Source organism: Nonomuraea endophytica (assembly GCF_014203235.1).
GTDB lineage: Bacteria > Actinomycetota > Actinomycetes > Streptosporangiales > Streptosporangiaceae > Nonomuraea > Nonomuraea endophytica.
On the sequence record NZ_JACHIN010000001.1, the window covers coordinates 580,563 to 596,090 of the forward strand.

The window sequence follows — 15,528 nt, forward strand, 5'->3', positions numbered from 1 at the left end:
TCACGTCAGAAGCCGCCCCGGTGCCAGGGTCCCCAGATGGCGAACGACACGCCCTGGTTCGACTGGATGTTGACGTAGAGGGTCCGCCCGCCGGGGCCGAAGGTCGAGCCCGCGAACTCCGCCCCAGGATCGCCCGCCACGGGCGCCAGCCGGGCGAAGTCGAAGATCTCACCGCGCCGGGTCAGGCCGCGCAGGAAGTTGTCGCCTGCGCCGTCCTCGCACAGCACCAGCGTGCCGCGCGGGCTGGCGGTGACGTTGTCGGGCAGGTCCAGGACGGTTGAGCCGGGCGACTCGTAGGCGAGCTTCAGCCGGCCGCTCCACGTCTCGTACGCCCAGACCTGCCCTCGGCCCTTCCCGAACCCGGACGGCGGCGTGTCGCCGGTGGCGCCGCCCTGGGTGGAGACGAAGTAGACGGTGCCGTGGTGATGGACGGCGCCCTCCAGGCGGGAGAAGATCGCCGCGCCCTGGTCGAGCCCCTGCCGGCTCACCGCCCGCACCGCCGTGTCGTTGGACGGCGTGCCGGTGAACTCCGGGTCCGGCTCGGCGATCTCCACCCAGCGGGTCCGGTAGACGGCGCCGGCGGGCTGTCCCGCCGACAGATCCTTCCCGTCCTCATCCCGTACGGCCAGCATCTCCAGCCGCCCGCCGTCCAGGATGCGCCCGGCCCTGAGCGGATGCTTCGGCGGAAGGTAACGGTAGAAGCCGGACGGGAAGCCGAAGTTGTCCTCGGTGAGGTACAACGCCCCGCTGACCGGGTCGAAGGCCGCCGACTCGTGCGCGAAGCGCCCCGCCGACCGGATCGGCACCGGCCGCGCGACACCGGTGATCGGCACCTCGAACACGTAGCCGTGCTTCTGGGTGAGCTTGGAGTTGTCACCCCCGGAGAAGTCGTTGCCCACGTCCGGCCCGTTGACCGTCTCCTCGCAGGTCACCCAGGCGCCCCACGGCATCGGACCGCCCGAGCAGTTCATCATCGTGCCGTTGAGCGAGGGCCCGCCGGCCAGCACCTCCCCGTACGGGGTCACCCGCAGGGTCGCGGTGCCGCCGCCGGCGGCCGGATCGTAGGCCCTGGCCGGGTCGCCGAACGCGCCGACCGGCCCGTTGACCTCGTGGTTGCGGACCAGGATCGTGCTGCCGCGCGGGCCGCGGAAGGCGGCCATGCCGTCGTGCCTGCCCGGCACCCTGCTGCCGTCGGGGAAGGTCTCGCCCGCCGCGTTGAACGAGCGGTAGCGGAAGCCGTCCGGCAGGAAAAGCCTGACGAGGCCGTCCCGGGCGTCGGGCACCGGCCTGAGCGGGCCGTAGCCGGGCACCGGCCGTACGCCGCCCCGGGCGCCGGCCTCGGCGACCCCGGCGAACGGTCCGGCGACACCCGCCGCGACGGCCCCGGCTCCAGTGAGAAAGCGACGTCGATCCATAGTGCAGACCTTCCGTGACGTTGTTCACCGGATGTTAAGGTGCGCGGAAGATCGTGGCCTATGTCAGACCTCGCCAAGGGGGTACATCATTCCCCGTACCAAGCTCCGGTAATCCCCGTGTTTTATCCACAGGCTGTGGAGAGGTTCGCGGGGCACCCCTGGAGACCCGGTTTGTACGCCGTCGCTACGCTGCCAACGTGAACAACGGCTACGTGGAACTGAGCAGGGAGCAGTGGAGCGATCTCCGCAAGAACACGCCCTTGACTCTCACCGCAGACGAGCTGGAAGCCCTTCGCGGCGTCGATGATCCCATCGATCTCGCCGAGGTCACCGACATCTACCTCCCACTCACCCGGCTGCTCAACCTGCACTACACCGGGTCCAAGCAGCGCAGCAACGTGCTGAGCGCCTTCCTCGGCAAGCCGGGGCCGCGCGTGCCGTACGTGCTGGGGATCGCCGGAAGCGTCGCGGTCGGCAAGTCGACGACGGCGCGGCTGCTGCACACGCTGCTGGCCCGCTGGCCGGAGCACCCCAAGGTCGGGCTGCTGACCACCGACAGTTTCCTCTACCCCAACAAGGTTCTCGAAGCCAAGGGCATCATGCACCGCAAGGGCTTCCCGGAAAGCTACGACCGGCGGGCGCTGGTGCGGTTCGTGGCCGAGGTGAAGGCGGGCATGGGCGAGGTACGCGCCCCGGTCTACAGCCACCTGGAATACGACATCGTCCCCGGGGCCCACCAGATCGTGAAAGACCCCGACATCTTGATCATCGAGGGGCTCAACGTCCTGCAGCCGGCTCCCCCGACCTCACTGGCCGTCAACGACTACTTCGACTACTCCATCTACGTGGACGCGAAGGTCGAGGACATCAGGACCTGGTACGTCGACCGTTTCCACAAGCTGCGCAGAACCGCCTTCGAAGACCCCAAGTCCTACTTCAAGTACATCGCCGAACTCTCCTACGAAGAGGCCACCGACTTCGCCGTCAACGTCTGGCGCGACATCAACGAGCGGAACCTGGTGGAGAACATCGCCCCCACCCGCGGCCGCGCCGACCTGGTCCTGCAGAAGGGCGCCGACCACTCGATCAGGCGGATACGGCTGCGCCGTACGTGAAGTCGTCGCCCCCGCTCTCCCCCATCACGTAGACGGCGAAGCGACCCTGGCAGCCCTGGTCGTCGATGTCGGCGAACCAGCAGTCCTCGCCGTCGACGTGGCAGATGCGAATTGACATGGGCACAGCCTGGAGGGACCCGTTCAACAGAACGTCAACGTCGAATCTACGACAATGGCCCCGTGCTACATCTTCGATTGATCTGCCCGCCCAGCCGTACGGACGAAGCGCTGAGCGTGCTGGAGGAGTGCCTGGGCGTCACCAACATCGTGGTGCTGCCCGGCGCCGCCCGCGAGCCCGCCGGCGACCTCATCTTCTGCGACACCGCGCGGGAGTCGGCCAACGAGGCCCTGTCCAGGCTCAAGTGGCTGGAGGACGAAGGATCGATCGCGATCGAGCACATCGACCTGTCCCTGTCCAGGGTCGCCGAGGAGGCGGTCGAGGAGGCGCCGGGCGACCCCGACGACGCCGTGGTCTGGGAGGAACTGTCCCAGCGGGTGCACAACGACTCCCGGATCACGTGGGCGTACCTGGCGTTCCTGGCCATCGCCACGCAGCTGGCCGGCATCGGCGCGCTGCAGAACTCGCCCATCCTCATCGTCGGCGCGATGGTGCTCGGGCCCGAGTTCGGCGCGGTCGCGGCGATCTGCTTCGGGCTCCTGCTGCGCCGGTGGCACCTGGTGATCGAGGCGCTGCGGACGTTGTTCATCGGCTTCACCGTCGCGATCGCGATCACCTTCGCCTGCGCGCTGGTCTCCCACTGGCTCGGCTGGATCGACATCACGAACCTCGACATCAACGACGAGGTGAAGTTCATCGTGAAGCCGGACCGCTGGTCGTTCATCGTCGCGCTGCTGGCCGGCGTCGCCGGTGTGCTGTCGATCACCTCGGGCAAGTCCTCGGCGCTGATCGGCGTCTTCATCTCGGTCACCACCGTGCCCGCCGCCGGATACCTCGCCGTGGCGCTCGCGGTGGGTGACTGGGCGGAGGTGGCCGGTCCGGTCTGGCAGCTCGCGGTCAACATCTTCGGCATGGTCCTGGCCGGCACCGTCACCCTCCTGATCCAGCGCAGAGTCTGGCCTCAAGTAGGACGCCACTCCTCCGATTGAAGGAGGCCAGGGCATGGCCACGGAGGGTAGTGTCCGGATCATGCACATCCTCGCTACCGAGGGGCTGACCAAACGCTTCCCGACCGTCACCGCGCTCGACCGGCTCACGGTGGACGTCGGAACCGGCGTCACCGGCCTGGTCGGCGCCAACGGCGCGGGCAAGTCGACACTGATCAAGATCCTCCTGGGCCTGCTGCCGCCTTCCGCGGGCGGCGCCAAGGTGCTCGATCTCGACGTGACCACGCAGGGCACCCAGATCCGCCGCATCGTCGGCTACATGCCCGAGCACGACTGCCTGCCGCCCGACGTGTCGGCCACCGAGTTCGTCGTCCACCTCGCCCAGATGTCCGGGCTGCCGCGCACCGCCGCCCGCGAGCGCGCCGCCGACGTCCTGCGCCACGTGGGGCTGGCCGAAGAGCGCTACCGCGCCATGGGCGGCTATTCCACCGGCATGAAGCAGCGGGTCAAGCTGGCGCAGGCGCTCGTACACGATCCTAAGATGATCTTCCTGGACGAGCCCACCAACGGCCTCGACCCGCGCGGGCGCGACGAGATGCTCGCGCTGATCCGCCGCATCGGCACCGAGTTCGGGATCAGCGTCCTGGTCACCAGCCACCTGCTGGGCGAGCTGGAGCGCATCTGCGACCACGTGATCGTCATCGACGCCGGCCGCCTGCTGCGCTCCTCAGCCATCACCGAGTTCACCCAGGCCACGCAGAGCCTCACCGTCGAGGTCGAGGAGGGCGTGCAGCCCCTGGCCGAACGGCTGGCGGAGCACGGCCAGCAGGTCACCCAGCACGGCCGCCTGCTGCTGGTCAAGGTGAGCGGACCGGAGACCTTCGACGCCATCCGCGACGCCGTGGTCGACCTCGACCTGTGCCTCATCCGGATGGAGCAGGGCCGCCACCGCATCGAGGACGTCTTCAGGGAGGAGGCCGCGGATGTCGTCTGAGATCTATGACATCGGCTACCGCCACTACGACGGGCCGCGACTGGGCCCCGGCTACGCGACGCGGGCGCTGACGCTGCACAGCCTGCGCGGCATCTTCGGCCTCGGCCGTACGGCCCGCAGCAAGATCATGCCGTTCCTGCTCGCCATCATCATGCTGCTGCCCGCGGTCGTGAGCATCGCCATGATGGCCCTGCTCCAGCAGCGCGGCATGGCCTACAGCGCGTTCGCGGTGATCATGCAGCCGGTGATCGCCATCTTCCTGGCCGCGCAGGCGCCCACCGTGGTCGCCCCCGACCTGCGCTACCGCGTGCTGCCGCTCTACCTCTCGCGGCCGGTCGCGGTCGTGCAGTACGTCAGCGCCAAGGTCATCGCGATGACGGCCGCGCTGTTCATGCTGGTGGCGCTGCCGCTCACGCTCATCTACGTCGGCGAACTGCTCATCGACCTGCCGGGGCCGCCGCAGACCAAGGAATACCTGGGCGCGCTGACCGTGGCGCTGCTGCTGTCGGTGCTGCTGACCGCTTTCGGTCTGGCGCTGGCCTCGCTCACGCCCCGGCGCGGGCTCGGCGTGGCCTCGGTCATCGCCGTCTACCTGCTGTCGCTGGCCGCCGTACCGGTCATCTACGGAACGCTGCTCTCGCTGAACGAGGACGCCGCGGCCCGGTGGGCATGGCTGCTCAACCCGTTCTGGCTGCTGGACGCGGTCCAGGTGTGGCTGTTCGGCAGCACGCCCAACTCCGAGGGCGGATACCCGCCCGGCCCGGCCCCCGCGCTGATCACACTCGCGCTGATCGCCTTCGCCATCGGCGTGCTGGCCCTGCGCTACCGGAAGGCGGCGGCCCAATGAAACTCGAGCTCTCCCAGGTCTCGCGCTGGTACGGCAACGTGGTGGCCGTCAACGACGTCACCATGACGATCGGGCCCGGCGTGACCGGCCTGCTCGGGCCCAACGGCGCGGGCAAGTCGACGCTCCTGCACATGATGGCCGGGTTCCTGGGCCCGTCCGGAGGCAGCGTCACGCTCGACGGCACCAAGGTGTGGAAGAACCATCGCATCTACCGCAACATCGGCCTCGTGCCCGAGCGCGAAGGCGTCTACGGCTTCCTCACCGGCTGGCAGTTCGTGCTGTCGGCCGCCAAGCTCCACGGCCTGTCCGACCCCATCAGCGCCGCCCAGAAGGCGCTGGCCACGGTCGAGATGGAAGGGCCCAAGGACCGCCGCGTCGAGACGTACTCCAAGGGCATGCGCCAGCGCGTCAAGGTCGCCGCCGCCCTCGTGCACGACCCCGAGGTGCTGCTGCTCGACGAGCCGTTCAACGGCATGGACCCGCGCCAGCGCATGCACCTGATGGACCTCATCCGGGCCATGGGCACCGCAGGCAAGACCATCCTGTTCAGCTCGCACATCCTCGAAGAGGTCGAGCGGGTCGCCCAGCACATCGAGGTGCTCGTCGCCGGGCGCCACGCCGCCTCCGGCGACTTCCGGCAGATCCGCCGCCTGATGACCGACCGCCCGCACCTGTTCCGCATCAAGTCCAGCGACGACAGGAAGCTGGCCGCCGCGCTCATCGTGGACGCCTCCTCCGGAGGCGTCACGCTCGGCCCCGACGGCCTGGAGGTGCAGGCGGTGGAATTCCGCCGCTTCGCCTGGCTCCTGCCGCGCGTCGCCCGCGCCGAGGGCATCAACCTGCACCAGGTCTCCCCCGTCGACGAGGACCTGGAGAGCGTCTTCTCCTACCTGATCAACCGGAGCACCTGATGAACACCGTGGTTGCCGGGATCACCTACCGCGCGCTGCTCGGCAGGCGGCGCATCCTGCTGCTGCTCCTGCTGCCGCTCGCGCTCATCGGCCTGGCCGTCCTGCTGCGCCTGACCGGCGGCGCCGACCAGCGCTCGGCCATCCTGCTCATGCAGAACTTCGCGATCGCCACCATGCTGCCGCTGCTCGGCCTGATCGCCGGCACCGGCGTCATCGCACCCGAGATCGACGACGGCACCATCATCCACCTGATGTCCAAGCCGATCTCCCGGCCGGTGATCGCCCAGACGAAGTTCCTGGTCGCCGCCTCCATGCTGGCCGTCTTCGCCGCCGTCCCCACCTACTTCGCCGCCTGGCTGCTGGTGCGCAACGAGGACGGCATCGCCTTCGGGTTCGCCCTGGGCTCCCTGCTCGGCGGCATCGCGTACGCGGCCCTGTTCCTGCTGCTCGGCGTCCTCACCCGCCACGCGGTCACGATCGGCGTCATCTACGCGCTGATCTGGGAAGGCATGGTCGGCAGCTTCGTCAAGGGCGCCCAGAACTTCTCCATCCAGCAGTGGGCCCAGGCGATCGCCGACCAGATCTCCACCTCGGCGTTCATCGACCAGACCGCGGTGACGATCGGCTGGGCCATACCGGCCATCGTGATCGTCACGGTCGGCGCCGTCGTCTGGGCGGGGCTGCGGCTGCGCGCCTTCTCCCTCACCGGAGACGAGTGAGACACTCCCCTGCGTGGGGACGGAGATCATCGTCGCGTTGATCGGCCTGGCCGGCGGTCTACTGACCGCCGGCCTCGGCTTCTACCAGTGGCGCAAGAGCCACCCGGGCGGGCCCAGGTGCGGGTCTATCCCGATGGGCGGGTGGAATGAGGAAAGGGGCACGGCGCCCGCCGTACCCCTTTGAAAAACCTCTACGAGCAGGACGTGCGGACCACGTCGGCCAGGCGGCCCGCGACCTGCGAGGCCTGGTCCTCCGACGAGGCCTCGACCATGACCCGGATCATCGGCTCGGTGCCGCTCGGCCGGATGAGCACCCGGCCGGTCTCGCCCAGTTCGGCCTCTGCCGCGGCCACGGCGGCGACCAGTTCGGGCACCGACGCCTTGCCCTTGTCGACGTCCTTGACGTTGATGAGGATCTGCGGCAGCGCCGTCATCGCCGAGGACAGCTCACGCAGCGTCTTGCCGGTCCGCGCGACCACCGACAGCAGGTGGAGCGAGGTCAGCAGGCCGTCACCGGTGGTGGCGTGGTCGAGCATGATGACGTGGCCCGACTGCTCACCGCCGAGGTTGTAGCCGTTGGCCTTCATGCGCTCGAGAACGTAGCGGTCGCCCACCGCGGTCTCGATCACGTTGATCCCGGCCTCGCGCATGGCCAGCTTGAAGCCGAGGTTCGACATCACGGTCGCCACCACGGTGTCGTTGGCCAGCGTGCCCTCGTCGTGCATCGCCCTGGCCAGCACCGCCATGATGCGGTCGCCGTCGACGATCGCACCCGTGTGGTCGACCGCTAGGCAGCGGTCGGCGTCGCCGTCGTAGGCGACCCCGAGGTCGGCGCCGCGCGAGATGACCACCTGCTGGAGCTTGTCCAGGTGGGTCGAGCCGTAGCCGTTGTTGATGTTGAGCCCGTCGGGCCTGGCGCCGATCGCCTCCACCCGGGCGCCCGCGCGTACCAGCGCTTCCGGCGCCACCATGTGCGCCGCGCCGTGCGCGCAGTCGACCACCACGTTCAGCCCGTCAAGGCTGCCCTGGACGGTGGTCAGCAGGTGCGAGATGTAGCGGTCCGCCTCGCCGTAGGCGTCTCTGACCCGGCCTACGGCCGAGCCGACGGGCCGGTTCCACGCCTCACCGAGCCGCCGCTGGATCTCGTCCTCGACCGCGTCGGACAGCTTGAAGCCGCCCCTGGCCAGGAACTTGATGCCGTTGTCCGGCGCCGGGTTGTGCGAGGCCGACAACATCACGCCGATGTCGGCGCCGAGCGCGGCCGTGAGGTGGGCGACGGCCGGGGTGGGCAGCACGCCGAGGCGCAGCACATCCACTCCGGACGACGCGAGGCCGGCGACCACCGCGGCCTCCAGGAATTCACCTGAAGCCCGGGGGTCCCGGCCTACGACCGCGACAGGCCTCTTGTGGCCGGTCGCGGCGAACGCGCCCGCATCGCCGAGGACGTGAGCCGCCGCGACCGAAAGGTCCATGGCGAGCTCGGCCGTGAGGTCGCGACCCGCGACCCCACGCACCCCGTCGGTGCCGAAAAGGCGCCCCACTTAGCGCTTGCTGTACTGCGGAGCCTTGCGGGCCTTCTTGAGGCCGTACTTCTTCCGTTCCGTGGCGCGCGCGTCACGGGTGAGGAAGCCGGCCTTCTTCAGCGGCGGGCGGTTGTTCTCCGGGTCCAGGGCGTTCAGCGCGCGGGACAGGCCCATGCGCAGAGCACCGGCCTGGCCGGTCACGCCGCCACCGTCGATGCGGGCGATGACGTCGAAGGCCTCCTCGGCACCGAGCACCACGAAGGGCTCGTTGACGATCTGCTGGTGGACCTTGTTCGGGAAGTAGGCATCCAGCGAACGACCGTTGATCGTCCACTTGCCGGTGCCGGGGACGATGCGCACGCGGGCGATCGCCTCCTTGCGGCGGCCGGTGCCGTACGAGTTGCCCGTGGTGACGGGCTTACGCACGGGGGCGTCGGCGCTGGCGGCGGATTCGGTGGTGTACTCGGACGGGAACTCCTCGGTGGAGAAGTCCTCCTGCTCGGCCTCGACGACGGCCGTCTCGACACCGGTGGGCTCAGCCACGGTTCTCCTCTAAATCTTTCGAACTACTACTGGGCGATCTGGGTGATCTCGAACGGCACGGGCTGCTGGGCCTGGTGCGGGTGCTCGGAACCCGCGTAGACCTTGAGCTTCTTCGCCATCTTCCGGCCGAGGGAGTTCTTGGGGAGCATGCCCTTGACGGCCTTCTCGACCGCCCTGTCGGGGCGCTTCTCCATGAGCTCGCCGTAGGTCACGGAACGCAGACCGCCCGGGTAGCCCGAGTGGCGGTAAGCCTTCTTCTGCTCAAGCTTGTTACCGCTCAGCGCGATCTTCTCCGCGTTGATGACGATGACGAAGTCACCGGTGTCGACGTGGTTGGCGAAGATCGGCTTGTGCTTGCCGCGGAGCAGGGTCGCGACGTGGCTGGCCAGCCGGCCCAGCACGACATCGGTCGCGTCGATGACGTACCACTGACGTTCGACGTCAGCGGGCTTCGGTGAGTACGTGCGCACGGTCGTTAGCCTTATCTTGCTCGGCGTCTTCTTACCGCTGCCGGAATCGGTCAGCGCCTTTGTCGGTCGGTGCGGGCGCACGACAGCCCGGACCTTCCGTCTCCCTGCCTCAACAGGCTTCATGGGAGATGACGCCGGACGCGCCGCGCATCGGTCGCTCTGGACCTATGCACACAACGATTGACTAGGCTACCTCACTCCAAGAGCTACCGGTAACCAGCGCCGAGTCTACCCGACACAGAACGGTTCTATTTCGTTTCCCGGCAATCCCTTCTTTACCACCACCGCTCATCCCTATCGTTGGCTCCGGCATGTGGCAGAGCATTCACACCCGGCTGACCCAGCGGACTTTCCGGCGCCGGAACCATCTGGGGGTGCTGGCGTGCCTCTCTGCCGCGGTCTTCGCCGGCGTGCTGATCGGCCGCCTGACCGACGCCGCGCCGCCGGCCGAGCAGCTCTACCTCAACGACAGCGTGCCGCCCGCGGCGGCGACAGCCGTACCGACGCCGAAGAAGCAGCAGTTCGCGGCCCCGATCCCGCGCGAGACCACCCCCTCGCAGCCGCACGGCCGCGCGACCGCCAAGCCGCTGCCCTCGCCGTCGAGCGAGATCTCCGGCTTCTTCCCGCAGGACCACCCCACGCAGATCCTCGGCGATCCCGTGGTACGGCTGGAGCCCGAGTTCGCCCGCCGCGTGGTCGTCCTCACCAACAGCGCCAGGGTCAAGAAGGGCTGCCGGCCGCTGCGCGTCGACACCCGCCTGACCCGGTCGGCCCGCGCCCACTCCAAGGAGATGGCCACCGAGGGCAAGCTCGACCACGTCTCGCCCGACGGTTCCTCGCCGTGGGAGCGGATGGAGCGCGCGGGCTACCGCCAGGGCGCCGCCGAGAACATCGGCAGCGGCTACACCACCCCCGACGAGGCGGTCAGCGGATGGCTGACCAACCGCTCCCACCGGGGCAACATCCTCAACTGCGACATCGTCGCCATCGGCGTCGGAGTCGCCAACGGGCCGACCGGCCTGTGGTGGACCCAGGACTTCGGCTACCGCTGACGCGGTAATCTCCCGGCATGGGTTTCCCCAAGAAGCGATCGACCGGCGGCGAAGACGAGGCCTCGGCCGCGACCGAGACCACACGGCAGAGCACCATGTGGAGCCCCTACGACGAGGGACCGCGCTCCCGGGGGCCGCTGTGGTTCGCACTGGGCGGACTGGCCGTGCTCGGGCTGCTCGCCGGCGGCCTCGTCATCATGTGGAACACCAAGACTCCCGGCCAGGCCGAGACGGCGCGCCGTACCTCCGCGCCGCTGCCGTCGGCGCCGCCCGGCGAGTTCGGCTTCGCCGGCGACCGTAAGAACGATCCGGAGCCGCTGACGGTCAAGGAGCTCTTCGCCCAGAAGAAGTTCACGGTGGAGGGACGCTCCTACGAGATGACCATCACCAAGACCGACAAGAAGTGCGGCGACGCCGCCAACGGCGAGAAGCTGGCCAAGGCCCTGAAGTCCGGCAAGTGCACCCAGGTGGTCCGCGCCAGCTTCCGCGACAAGGCCGGCAAGGTCATCGGCACCATCGGCGTCGCGAACCTCAACAACACCGCCTCCGCCAAGAAGGTCGCCGCCGCGGGCGGCAAGGACAAGCGCTCGGTGTACGTGAAGGCGCTGCCCGGCAAGGACGCGGTCACCAAGTACATCGGATCGGGCTCCGGCGCCGCCGAGATCTGGACCCACGGCCACTACGCGATCATGGTCTGGTTCCAGAACAAGGACGGCTCGGAACCGACCAAGAAGACCTCCAAGACTCTCGCCCAGGTGGCCGACGACATCGCGAAGGCGACCGCCTTCAAGGCCCTGGACGCCCGCTCCCTCAGCGGATACCCCGCGAACTGAATCCCCCACTGCACGCTTTTATCGGACAAATCAGGCGGTCGATCCGGCCGGGAACGCCCATACCGGCATGACGATCTCGACCTTCTCGCTAGGCTCCCTTATATGCGTGGCCAGGAACCCGGGTCCGAGCACGAGCGCGCCGAGACCGACAGCTCGGTCACTCCGGCGTCGACACCGCCGCCGAGCTTCGGCCAGCTCCTCTCACCCGCCGACGACCCAACAACCCCGCCCATCCTGTACGGCGACGCCGTAACGGAAGGTGGCGAAGGCGACCAACAGGAGACGGCGGAGCGCCTACCGTGGCCGAGTGCCGGCGGCGCCCCCATCCCCGTCTACCCAGGCCCACCCCCCAACCTCCCCGCCCCCGAACCCCCGTCGTGGCCCGACCCCCCCGGCACCACCAGACCGGCAACCGGCCGCCCCGTGCCTCTCGGCGACAACGGCGCCCTGCCCTTGCCCGGACATTCCGTTGACAGCGGAGCTCAGCCAGCAGCGGGCTTCCCCGGTGGCGGCGGCCCCCAGCACGGCCTGCCCGAGCACGGCCTGCCCGACCACGGCCTGCCCGAGCACGCGTCACCCGAGTCCGCCTTGCCCGACGACGGTCAGACCAGGCACTGGCACCCCGGCCATCTCGGCCCGCCCTCCGACACGGGCCCGCACAGCGCCTCTGCCGACCCCGGCCCGCACGGGGCGCCCCAATACGGCGCAGCCCCTAACACCGGCCCGCACGGTGCGCCCACGTCCAGTGCGCCCACGTCCGGTGCGCCCACGTCCGGTGCGCCCGCATATGGCACCCCCGGTGGCGGCGGCCCCCAGCCCACGCCGACGGACGCGCTCGGGTATCCGCCGCCGCCCAGCCCCGCCCCGGACTCCGGCACCGCGGACACCAACCCGGCCAACCCCCTGCCCGGGCCGCCGCATGCCGACGTCCGGCCGTGGAACGTTGCGCCCCCGGCCCCGGAGCCCGTACCCACCGCCGACCTGCCCGAGCTGCCCGCCTTCCCGGGCGCGAAGCCGTGGGAGGTCCCCGGCGAGGAAGCCGAGTACGACTGGTTCGCCGACCCCGAGCCCGACGACCCCCAGCTCACAAGGACCTCCTGGCCCAAGCCGGAACTCCCGTCCGACACCCCGCCCCCCGGCGACCCCACCTGGGAACCCCCGCCCGGCTTCACCGCCGCCGCGGCGGGCATGCAGGTATGGCCGTCCCCGGTAACCGACTCGTCAGTGCCCCCATGGCCGGCGGCGACCGGCGAGCCCATCCCCGGCACCGACTACGACGCCCTGGAACCCCCAGCCCCGTGGCCGGGTACGCCCGCCGTACCCGCGAACCCCCAGGACGCCCAGCACTCCGGCCCAGCCCTCCAAAACAACCCACCCCAGCCCCCCGGACACCCAGGCGGCCCACCTCAGCCCGCTGGACACCAAAGCCCACCTCAGCCACCCGCACACCCGAGCACAGGACAGAACCAGCCGCCCGGACACCAGGGCGCGGGACCGAACCAGCCCCCCGGACACCCGGGCGCCGGTCCGAATCAGCCGTCCGATCCCGGTCTCACCCTCCCGGTGGCCCGCCAGGCCGAGCCCGGCGACATCCCGGTGTGGCCGATGAAGCAGTCCGACGACACCGGCCCGCACCAGCTGCCCGAGCTCCCCTTCCCGCCCGAGGTCTGGGGCCCGAAGCCCGCGCTCCCCGCCCCGAGGCAGCCCATGGCGCTGCCCCCGGCCGATTCGGACACCCCGCCCCACGGCATCCCCGCCTTCCCCGGCCCCCGCCCTCCGGCGACGAACAACCCAGCACCCCAACAGCCACCAGTAGCCCCACCGCACAACTTCCAGCCACCGGCCCGCCAGGCCTTCGGCAACCAGCCCTTCGCCGGTCAGCAGGGTCAGACCCAGCCGGGCAGCCTGTTCACCCCGGGCGGCCCCGCCACACCCCCGCAACCAGGCCACCCCGGCCCCCAGCAACCACCGGCCAAGGGCAAGAAGGTCCTCCTGGCAGCACTGGGCGTACTGGTCCTGGCAGGCGTGGCAACCGGCGCGTTCTTCGCCTACCGGTCGATCAACGGCTCCAAGCCCGCCGACGCCGCAGCCTCACAACCCCCCGCCACCACGCAACCCTCCACCACGGCGACCACCGACCCACCGGACGACACCGCAGGTGCCTCGGTCCTGAACTCCGAGCAGACCGACCCCAAAAAGCTCGCCCTCACCGAAGCCTTCCCCGCCAAGAAGATCAAGATCGGCGGCAGGTCGTTCACCAGGGTCAAGACCAGCATGGCCGAGAACTGCGAGAAGGTCGCCGCGGGCCCGTTCGCCGACGCGCTGCGCAAGCAGGACTGCAGCCGCGTCCTGCGCGCCACGTACGTCGACAGCAAGCGCCGCTACGCCGTCACCACCGGCCTCGCGGTCCTGCCCACGAAGGAGGCGGCGGTCGAAGCCGACCAGGCCAAGAACCTCAGCCGCAACCTCTGGTTCCGCGCCCTCCCCGGCTCGGCGGGCAGCGGCGGCGACCGCATCCACATCGCCGGCGGCTACGCGGCCGGCCTGGTCTGGGGCCGCTACATCGTCTTCAGCTACGCCACCTACGCCGACGGCCACACCCCGACAGAGAAGGAAACCGGCCTAGGCAAGATCAGCGGCGGCTTCCGCGACCAAACCGCCAAGGTCCTGGAACGCCGAATAGCCGCCAGCTAACCCAACCCCCTACCCGGGACAGACATCCCCGCTCGACGCCACGAGCGGGCAACCCATGCCATCAAGAAGCACAACCTGCTCCGGCCGTGACTCTCGCCCGGAGCCGCAGGTGCGGGCAGGGAGCGCGCAGCTACGGGCGGGCCTCTCGCCTGGAGCCACGGGTTCATGGGCAGCCAAGACCCGTCTGGGCCCGCAGCCGCCTCCGGACCGCCCTGGCCGGGACGACGCGTAGAGTGGGTGGGCAGCAGCCGTACCCCCAAAGTGGGTGCGGGCGCGGGCGGGGAGGCGCGGGCGGACGCGCGTCATGGTCAGAACACACGCACCGGCTGACGGCGTGCGTCGGTGTGGAGCCGCAGCAGACATGAGGGGCGCGGCGGGCATGGCCGCGCCAGCGGACGAGCGCGGGGCGCACGTCGGGCGGTAGGGCGCGGGGAGTCCGGCGGGTGCGAAGAGTGCGGTGGGGCGGTTAGAGGGTGCGGACTCGGCGGGTGGTTGCTGCTCGGGTGGCGAGTTCGTCGGGCGCCGGGTACGTGACCTCTTCCAGGCACAGGCCGTGGGCGGGCGCCACGTGCACCCCAGAATCCCGTACGGCTGCCGCCAGCACCTCCCCCGGCCACTCCACCGCCCGACGCCCGTCACCGGCCGCCATCAACGACCCGACCAGCGCCCGGACCATGGAATGGCAGAACGCGTCCGCGACCACGGTGGCGACCAGCAGCCCGCGCCCATCCCGCACCCACTCAAGCCGCTGCAGCTCCCGAATCGTCGTAGCCCCTTCGCGCTTCTTGCAGAACGCCGCGAAGTCGTGCTCACCCAGTAGCCGCACGGCCGCCGCGTTCATGGCCTCGACGTCCAGCGACCGGGCATGCCAGACCACCTCCCGCCGCACCAACGGGTCCACCCCACCCGGCGCATCACAAACCCGGTACGCATACCGCCGGGACATAGCCGAGAATCGCGCGTCAAAGCCCTCAGGAGCCACCGAGACGCGAAATATCCGTACATCGGCGGCCAGGACCCCCGCCAACCTCCGCACAAGCGCAGCAAGCCTCTCAGCCCGTCCCGCAGGCGCACCGCCACGGGGATCCAACTGCCCCAGCGACTCCTCGTCCAGATCGACGTGCGCCACCTGCCCCCGGGCATGCACCCCGGCATCCGTCCGCCCGGCGACCGTCAGCGAGGCCGGCTCGGGCAGCCGCAGGATCCGCGTCAGCGCTTCCTCGATCTCGCCCTGCACCGTACGACGCCCCGGCTGACGGGCCCAGCCGGAGAAGTCCGTGCCGTCGTAGCCGAGGTCGAGGCGGAGCCGTACCACGATGTCATCCTCCTAAATGTCATCCTCCTGAA

The 15,528-nt window shown here is 70.0% G+C and carries 16 protein-coding genes; 10 read left to right on the forward strand and 6 right to left on the reverse strand.

Annotated elements, in window-relative coordinates; all coding sequences use genetic code 11:
* Positions 1-5: 5 nt before the first annotated feature.
* Complete coding sequence (locus HNR40_RS02580; RefSeq protein ID WP_184958036.1) at positions 6-1,415, reverse strand: alkaline phosphatase PhoX; 1,410 nt, start codon at positions 1,413-1,415, stop codon at positions 6-8.
* Positions 1,416-1,627: 212 nt separating this feature from the next.
* Here HNR40_RS02580 and coaA point away from each other — a divergent pair, with 212 nt between their 5' ends.
* The gene (gene coaA, locus HNR40_RS02585) at positions 1,628-2,530 is read left to right on the forward strand and encodes a type I pantothenate kinase (RefSeq protein WP_312896233.1); all 903 of its coding nucleotides are present in this window, start codon (positions 1,628-1,630) and stop codon (positions 2,528-2,530) included.
* On the opposite strand, the gene HNR40_RS02590 is transcribed toward coaA, so the two are convergent.
* Positions 2,502-2,648, reverse strand: coding sequence for a hypothetical protein (locus HNR40_RS02590; RefSeq protein WP_184958038.1), 147 nt, complete (start codon positions 2,646-2,648; stop codon positions 2,502-2,504). The two genes, coaA and HNR40_RS02590, sit on opposite strands and share 29 nt — an antisense overlap.
* Before the next feature lie 62 nt (positions 2,649-2,710).
* Here HNR40_RS02590 and HNR40_RS02595 point away from each other — a divergent pair, with 62 nt between their 5' ends.
* The 6 genes from HNR40_RS02595 to HNR40_RS02620 are packed head-to-tail and all read left to right on the forward strand — an operon-like array spanning position 2,711 to position 7,250.
* On the forward strand, positions 2,711-3,637 hold the full coding sequence (locus HNR40_RS02595) for a DUF389 domain-containing protein (RefSeq protein ID WP_184958039.1): 927 nt from the start codon (positions 2,711-2,713) through the stop codon (positions 3,635-3,637).
* A gap of 40 nt (positions 3,638-3,677) precedes the next feature.
* Positions 3,678-4,589, forward strand: a complete 912-nt coding sequence (locus HNR40_RS02600; RefSeq protein WP_184958040.1) for an ABC transporter ATP-binding protein — start codon at positions 3,678-3,680, stop codon at positions 4,587-4,589.
* Positions 4,579-5,436: an ABC transporter permease subunit gene (locus tag HNR40_RS02605; RefSeq protein ID WP_184958041.1), complete on the forward strand. Its 858-nt coding sequence runs from the start codon at positions 4,579-4,581 to the stop codon at positions 5,434-5,436. The genes HNR40_RS02600 and HNR40_RS02605 overlap by 11 nt, the downstream gene beginning before the upstream one ends.
* Positions 5,433-6,347 carry an ABC transporter ATP-binding protein gene (locus HNR40_RS02610; RefSeq protein WP_184958042.1) on the forward strand — a complete coding sequence of 305 codons (915 nt, stop codon included), beginning with the start codon at positions 5,433-5,435 and terminating at the stop codon, positions 6,345-6,347. The genes HNR40_RS02605 and HNR40_RS02610 overlap by 4 nt, the downstream gene beginning before the upstream one ends.
* Positions 6,347-7,066 (forward strand): ABC transporter permease subunit, encoded by a 720-nt coding sequence (locus HNR40_RS02615; protein WP_184958043.1) that lies wholly within the window; start codon positions 6,347-6,349, stop codon positions 7,064-7,066. Before HNR40_RS02610 ends, HNR40_RS02615 begins: the two co-directional genes overlap by 1 nt.
* A 13-nt stretch (positions 7,067-7,079) precedes the next feature.
* On the forward strand, positions 7,080-7,250 hold the full coding sequence (locus tag HNR40_RS02620; RefSeq protein ID WP_184958044.1) for a hypothetical protein: 171 nt from the start codon (positions 7,080-7,082) through the stop codon (positions 7,248-7,250).
* Positions 7,251-7,257: 7 nt separating this feature from the next.
* Here HNR40_RS02620 and glmM read toward each other — a convergent pair whose 3' ends face one another.
* The 3 genes from glmM to rplM are packed head-to-tail and all read right to left on the reverse strand — an operon-like array spanning position 7,258 to position 9,602.
* Entirely contained in the window at positions 7,258-8,607 is a 1,350-nt protein-coding gene (gene glmM, locus HNR40_RS02625) for a phosphoglucosamine mutase (protein WP_184958045.1), read from the reverse strand.
* Positions 8,608-9,132, reverse strand: coding sequence for a 30S ribosomal protein S9 (gene rpsI, locus HNR40_RS02630; RefSeq protein ID WP_184958046.1), 525 nt, complete (start codon positions 9,130-9,132; stop codon positions 8,608-8,610).
* A gap of 26 nt (positions 9,133-9,158) precedes the next feature.
* The gene (rplM, locus tag HNR40_RS02635; RefSeq protein ID WP_184958047.1) at positions 9,159-9,602 is read right to left on the reverse strand and encodes a 50S ribosomal protein L13; all 444 of its coding nucleotides are present in this window, start codon (positions 9,600-9,602) and stop codon (positions 9,159-9,161) included.
* 311 nt (positions 9,603-9,913) lie between these two features.
* Here rplM and HNR40_RS02640 point away from each other — a divergent pair, with 311 nt between their 5' ends.
* The 3 genes from HNR40_RS02640 (at position 9,914) to HNR40_RS02650 (ending at position 14,181) form a co-directional block, all read left to right on the forward strand.
* Positions 9,914-10,654, forward strand: a complete 741-nt coding sequence (locus HNR40_RS02640) for a CAP domain-containing protein (RefSeq protein ID WP_184958048.1) — start codon at positions 9,914-9,916, stop codon at positions 10,652-10,654.
* Positions 10,655-10,671: 17 nt separating this feature from the next.
* On the forward strand, positions 10,672-11,487 hold the full coding sequence (locus HNR40_RS02645) for a hypothetical protein (protein ID WP_184958049.1): 816 nt from the start codon (positions 10,672-10,674) through the stop codon (positions 11,485-11,487).
* A gap of 102 nt (positions 11,488-11,589) precedes the next feature.
* The gene (locus HNR40_RS02650; protein WP_184958050.1) at positions 11,590-14,181 is read left to right on the forward strand and encodes a hypothetical protein; all 2,592 of its coding nucleotides are present in this window, start codon (positions 11,590-11,592) and stop codon (positions 14,179-14,181) included.
* A 466-nt stretch (positions 14,182-14,647) separates the two neighbouring features.
* On the opposite strand, the gene truA is transcribed toward HNR40_RS02650, so the two are convergent.
* Positions 14,648-15,496 (reverse strand): tRNA pseudouridine(38-40) synthase TruA, encoded by an 849-nt coding sequence (gene truA / locus HNR40_RS02655; protein ID WP_184958051.1) that lies wholly within the window; start codon positions 15,494-15,496, stop codon positions 14,648-14,650.
* Positions 15,497-15,528: the final 32 nt, after the last annotated feature.

Excerpts from the sequence above, each read along its gene's own strand:
- HNR40_RS02590 (WP_184958038.1), bottom strand. The coding sequence starts at position 2,648 with ATGTCAATTCGCATCTGCCACGTCGACGGCGAGGACTGCTGGTTCGCC.
- HNR40_RS02640 (WP_184958048.1), top strand. The coding sequence starts at position 9,914 with ATGTGGCAGAGCATTCACACCCGGCTGACCCAGCGGACTTTCCGGCGC.
- HNR40_RS02615 (WP_184958043.1), top strand. The coding sequence starts at position 6,347 with ATGAACACCGTGGTTGCCGGGATCACCTACCGCGCGCTGCTCGGCAGG.
- HNR40_RS02605 (WP_184958041.1), top strand. The coding sequence starts at position 4,579 with ATGTCGTCTGAGATCTATGACATCGGCTACCGCCACTACGACGGGCCG.
- HNR40_RS02580 (WP_184958036.1), bottom strand. The coding sequence starts at position 1,415 with ATGGATCGACGTCGCTTTCTCACTGGAGCCGGGGCCGTCGCGGCGGGT.
- HNR40_RS02650 (WP_184958050.1), top strand. The coding sequence starts at position 11,590 with ATGCGTGGCCAGGAACCCGGGTCCGAGCACGAGCGCGCCGAGACCGAC.
- HNR40_RS02645 (WP_184958049.1), top strand. The coding sequence starts at position 10,672 with ATGGGTTTCCCCAAGAAGCGATCGACCGGCGGCGAAGACGAGGCCTCG.
- HNR40_RS02610 (WP_184958042.1), top strand. The coding sequence starts at position 5,433 with ATGAAACTCGAGCTCTCCCAGGTCTCGCGCTGGTACGGCAACGTGGTG.
- HNR40_RS02600 (WP_184958040.1), top strand. The coding sequence starts at position 3,678 with ATGCACATCCTCGCTACCGAGGGGCTGACCAAACGCTTCCCGACCGTC.